At 76.5% G+C, this 5,164-nt stretch carries 5 protein-coding genes; 3 read left to right on the top strand and 2 right to left on the bottom strand.

Going from position 1 to position 5,164, the window contains the following annotated elements; genetic code table 11:
* A partial coding sequence (locus HLB15_RS22210; RefSeq protein ID WP_311979608.1) for an ATP-binding protein occupies nucleotides 1–2,409 on the bottom strand: 2,409 nt, incomplete at its 3' end.
* A gap of 68 nt (nucleotides 2,410–2,477) precedes the next feature.
* Entirely contained in the window at nucleotides 2,478–2,699 is a 222-nt protein-coding gene (locus HLB15_RS22205) for a hypothetical protein (RefSeq protein ID WP_171108750.1), read from the bottom strand.
* A gap of 339 nt (nucleotides 2,700–3,038) precedes the next feature.
* Between HLB15_RS22205 and HLB15_RS22200 the strand changes: the two genes are divergently transcribed.
* The 3 genes from HLB15_RS22200 to HLB15_RS22190 form a co-directional block, all read left to right on the top strand.
* Nucleotides 3,039–3,704: a hypothetical protein gene (locus HLB15_RS22200; RefSeq protein WP_171108748.1), complete on the top strand. Its 666-nt coding sequence runs from the start codon at nucleotides 3,039–3,041 to the stop codon at nucleotides 3,702–3,704.
* Between the two features lie 84 nt (nucleotides 3,705–3,788).
* On the top strand, nucleotides 3,789–4,160 hold the full coding sequence (locus HLB15_RS22195; protein ID WP_171108746.1) for a YciI family protein: 372 nt from the start codon (nucleotides 3,789–3,791) through the stop codon (nucleotides 4,158–4,160).
* On the top strand, nucleotides 4,148–5,164 hold a 1,017-nt coding region (locus HLB15_RS22190; protein ID WP_171108744.1), incomplete at its 3' end, for an RNA polymerase sigma factor. The genes HLB15_RS22195 and HLB15_RS22190, both read left to right, overlap by 13 nt.

Raw genomic sequence — 5,164 nt, 5'->3', positions numbered from 1 at the left:
CTGCGCGGTCTCCCGCGCGATCGCCAGGAGGGAGTCGCCGCGGTCCAGCCGCTCCGCCGCGCGTGCCTCGGCGCCCGCGGGCCCTGCCCGTCCGGCCGACCGCTCGGCCTCCGCCGCGTCGGCCAGTGCCGCGACGGCGAGCGCGGACAGCCAGATCCGGCCGAGGAACACCTCCGACCACACCTCGCCGAGGTGGGCGGTGATGCGCTCGGCCAGGGCCGCCGCGTCGTCGTACCGGCCGGCCCACGTGAGCGCGTCGACGAGGCTGCCGCCCCCGATGAGAGCGATCTGGCCGTCGCTGCGCCAGTGCTCGATGAGGGCCTCGCCGCGCGCGATCGCGTCCTCGTCGCCGCGCGCGACCGCCGCGTACATCCGGACGGCCTCCATGACGTGCCGGGACGTCGCGGGCACGCCCTCGGCGCCGCGGTCGGTGAGGTCGCCGCGGAAGTAGAGCATGACCTCCTCGAGGATCCGCAGGAAGACGGTCGGCGTGCTCCACGCCAGGCCGAGCTCGTCCGCGCGGGCCAGCGCGTGCCGCACCCGCTGCTCGGCCGCGTCGAGCTCGCCGGCGTAGAAGCGGTTCGCCGTGCCGTTGTAGAGCGTGCGCATCTCCGTGAGCACGTCGCCCGCCTCCACGGCGGCCTGGCGTGCCTCGTCGAGGACGGCCGAGGCGCGGTCGGGGTCGGCGACGTACAGCACGGCCAGCGTGGACAGGGCGACGGCGAGCGCGCCCGCCTGACCCGTCCCCCGCGCCTCCTCGACGGCGCACTCCGCGTGCCTGCGCGCCTCGTCGTCGAGGTCGACGGCCAGGGCGAGCCGGGCCAGCAGCGCGTTGGTCCAGATGCGGTCGGGGCTGCGGGGCGGCAGCGCGTCGAGCGCCGCCCGCAGGTCGGCCATCGCGTTGTCGACGGCGCCCGGCGTCTCGTCCCAGGTCGGCAGGTCGAGGTAGCGGTGCACGAGCACGTGCTCCAGCCCCGCCCGGCGCCCGGGGTCGGTGACACCGTCGACCGCGCGCTGCGTGAGCTTGACCGCGCGCATCGGGTCACCGGCGCGCGCGGCGGCCTCGCCGGCGGCCAGCGCGACCGCGACGCGGTCCTGGCCGGTCCGCTGCTCGGCGTCGGGCACCGACTCCCAGAGCGCGAGCACCTGCTCCCAGTGCCGCAGCTCCTCCTCCGGCGCGAGCAGCCTGCGGGCGCGCAGCGCCGCGTCGCGCGACGCGCTGAGCGCCGCAGGCAGGTCGTGTCCCTCGTAGGCGTGGTGGGCCCGCTCGGCGGCGCTGCCGATCGGCATGCCGTCCGGCCCCTCCTGCTCGATCACGGCGAGGTAGGCGCGGTGCACGGCCGACCGCTCGCCGGGCAGGAGGTCGGCGTACAGGGCCTCGGCGAGCAGCGCGTGCCGGAACTCCAGGTGGGTGCCCGAGACGACCAGCACCTGCTGGGTCACGGCCTCGCGCAGCGCCGCGTCGACGTCGTGCGCACCGGACCGCGCCGCCGCGGCGCGCAGCAGGTCCTCCCTGACCCGCCGCCCGGCGACCGACGCGATGCGCAGCACCTGCTGCACCTCGGGGTCGAGCCGTTCGAGCCGGGTACGGAGCACCTCGGTGAGGGTCCAGGGCAGGCTGGCCGAGTGCGGGCCCGCGTCGAGCAGCTCCTCGGCGAAGAAGGCGTTGCCCTCCGAGCGCTCCATCACCTCGGAGAAGGCTGCGGGCGCGAGCGGTGCGCCCGCCAGCGCCGTCGTGAAGTCGCGCAGCTCCGGCTCGTCGAACGGCCGCAGGTCGATCCGCTCCACGTGCTCCAGCCGGGACAGCTCGGCGAGCAGCGGGCGCAGCGGGTGCCTGCGGTCGACGTCGTCCGCGCGGTAGGTGACGACGAGGAGCACGTGCTCCGCCCGGGCGCGGGCGGCGAGGAAGCGCAGCACGTCGCGCGTGGACGCGTCCGCCCAGTGGGCGTCCTCGACCACCAGGACGAGGGGCGCGCCGGCCGTGCCCGCGTCGGCGAGGCTGCGCGCGATGCCCTCGAAGAGCTGGAGCCGTTCGTCGTGGTCGGTCTCCGCGCCGCCGCCCGGCTCGAGCAGCCGCCACAGCGCGGGCCGCTCCCGGACCAGGTCGGCCACCCGGCCGGCCGCGTCCTCGCCCGCCGCACCGGCCTGGAGCTGCGTCAGCGCGTCCGTGAACGGCAGGTACGGGATGCCCACCTGGCCCAGGTCCACGCAGTGCACGACGACGACGTGCGCGCCCCTCTGCCGTGCCGCCTGGGCGACGTGGCCGATCAGGCGCGTCTTGCCCACCCCGGCGTCCCCGCCGACGAGCGTGAGGCCCGGCTGCCCCGCCGAGGCGCGCCCGACCGCCAGCAGGAGGGAGGCGACCTGCTCCTGCCGGGAGACCAGGGGGATCGTCGTGGACCGTCGCACGTGCTCATCGTGCCACCGGTCACCGACACTCCCCCTGGTCCCGGCCGCGCCGGTCCTGTCCGCGAGCGTCATGCGAACAGGCCGCGGTGCGCGCCCGCGGGGCGCATGCCCGCGATGCCCTCCTTGATCTGCTGGGCACGGGCGCGCTCGGTGCGCACCGGTGCGGTGCGGCGGGCGGCCCGCCGCGCGGACCGCTCGGTGCGCGCCGCCCGCCGTCCGCCCCACGCCCGCGCGAGCTCGGCCTGCCGGTACTCGATCTCCGCCTCGGCGGCGGGTCCCCACAGCGACATGGTTCCTCCTCGTGTCCCGGCGGGCCCTGTGCCCGTCCGGCTGATGAGGAAGACACTCGTCCTGAGGCCGGGGGCCGGGCATCGGGCGGCCGGGCAGTCCTCGCGGCCCGGCCACCTCAGACGCGCCCCGCCCACGCGCCTGAGGTACCCCTGAGGCAGGTCTGAGGTGGGTGCGGCCGCCGGTGCGCGGGCACCGGGGCGGCCGGACGGGCACCTGGAGGTTCCTGGACGCACTATTGCGATCTACGTCACAGCGGACGCACACTGGACTCAGTAGCGGACCCAATTCGGGGGTGGATCGTGACCGGAACCGAAGCTGGAACGTACGACATCTTGCCCATGCTGGGCCGTGGGAAGCACCGCAACCCCAAGAAGGGCGCGTGCTTCATGGAGCTCGCCTCCTTCCTCGCGGGGGAGAAGTGGAGCGACCACCCCGCCTGCACGCACCCGCTGATCGCCATGCTGGCGCGTGCGGTGAACGACCTCACGGCGGACCACGCGCGGCCGCGGCTCGCGCCCCTGATCCCGTCGGTCATCGGCCTGACCAGCACCGACCCGCGCTGGGACGTGCGGATCGCGCTGCGCGCCGCGCAGACGGCGCTGCCGATCTCGCCGGCCGACCGCCAGCAGACCCTCGCCGTCGCGGTGCTCGGCTCCGAGCGCATGCTCGACGTGCTCGAGGACCGTCCGGCAGGCACGCTCTCGCCGGAGAGCAAGGACGCGCTCGCGGCCGTGCCGAAGACCGCGGCCTGGGCCGAGCGCTTCTGCGCCGGCACGAGCGTGCGGCCCAAGCGCTTCGTCCGCGACGCGGCGCCGAGCGTCGTCTCGACGGCCGTGCAGGGCATCTCCGAGGCGTTCGTGCCCGACGTGGACGCGCGTCTGCGCGACCTCCTCGCCGCCACGATCGCCGACGCGCGCCGGTGGGCCGGGGTCACGGACGACGGTGCCCGGACGCTCGACCCGCTGGCCTGGGGGCCCGTCGTGAAGGCCGCTCCGGCGAGCTGAGCCGAGGGTCCCGGTCGGTGTCGATCGGGCGCCACCGAGATCGTCATCCCGGTGACCGACCGACACCGACCGGAGGACAGACCTGTGCGATACACGATCCTGCTGCACTACCCGGAGATGACGCCCGACCAGATGCCGCCCGGCGCCTGGGAGGAGGGCGAGCGCGCGTTCGCCGCCTACGCCACGGCGCTGGACCAGGCGGGGGTGCTGCTCTCGGCGGAGGTGCTGCAGCCGTCGTCCGCCACCACGACCGTGACCGTGCGCGACGGCGAGCTGCGCATCCAGGACGGCCCCTTCGCGGACACGAAGGAGCAGCTCGGCGGCACGTTCGTCGTCGACGTGCCGGACCTCGACGCCGCGCTGGCCTGGGCGCAGAAGGCGCCGTCGGTGCAGTGGGGCACCGTCGAGGTGCGCCCCGGTGCGACGCACTTCGAGAACGGCGCGTGGACGCGCTGACGGACGACGCTCCGGTGCGGGCGGCCGCCGAGACGGCCGCCCGCGCCTCCTACGGCCGCCTCCTCGCCCTGCTCGCGGCCCGCGACGGCGACATCGCGCGTGCGGAGGACGCCCTGGCCGGGGCCTTCGAGCAGGCCCTGCGCCGCTGGCCCGAGGACGGCGTGCCCGGCAACCCCGACGGCTGGCTCCTCACCGTGGCCCGGAACCGCCTGCGCGACCTCTACCGCTCGGCCGCTCACCGCACCGCGGTGCCGCCCGACGCCGGACCCGAGCCCGCCGCACCACCGGCGGACCTCGACCCGGACGCGATCGGCGACCGCCGCCTCGAGCTGCTGTTCGTGTGCGCGCACCCCGCCGTCGAGGCGGGCATCCGCACGCCGCTCATGCTGCAGACCGTGCTCGGCGTCGAGGCGCGCGACGTCGCGGCCGCCTTCGCCGTGCCCGCCCCGGCCATGGCGCAGCGCCTCGTGCGGGCCAAGCGCCGCATCCGCGACGCCCGCATCCCGTTCCGTGTCCCGGACCGCCGTGAGCTGCCGGACCGCCTGCCGCCCGTGCTCGAGGCCGTGTACGGCGCGTACGCGATCGACTGGCGCGGCGCCGCGACCGAGGTACGCGGCTCGCTCACCGGGGACGCGCTCACCCTGGCGCTCCTGCTGGCGCACCTCCTGCCCGAGCCGGAGGTGCTCGGGCTGGCGGCCCTCCTGTGCTTCTCCGTGGCCCGCGCCGGGGCCCGCCAGGTCGACGGCGCCTACGTCCCCCTGGACGAGCAGGACGTCACGCGCTGGGACCACGGCCTGGTCGAGCGCGGCGAGGCCCTGCTCCGGCGGGCGCTCGCCGCGCCGGACGACCCGCCGGGGCGCTTCCGGCTCGAGGCCGCCGTGCAGTCGGTGCACTGCGCCCGGTCCCGCACGGGGCGCACCGGCTGGCCCGCCCTGCTCACGCTGCACCGCGCCCTCGTCCGCGTCGCCCCGACCCTCGGGGCGCGGGTGGCGCTCGCGGCCGTG

Source organism: Promicromonospora citrea (assembly GCF_013004695.1).
GTDB lineage: Bacteria > Actinomycetota > Actinomycetes > Actinomycetales > Cellulomonadaceae > Promicromonospora > Promicromonospora citrea.
This window is presented reverse-complemented; position numbering and strand designations above follow the sequence as displayed.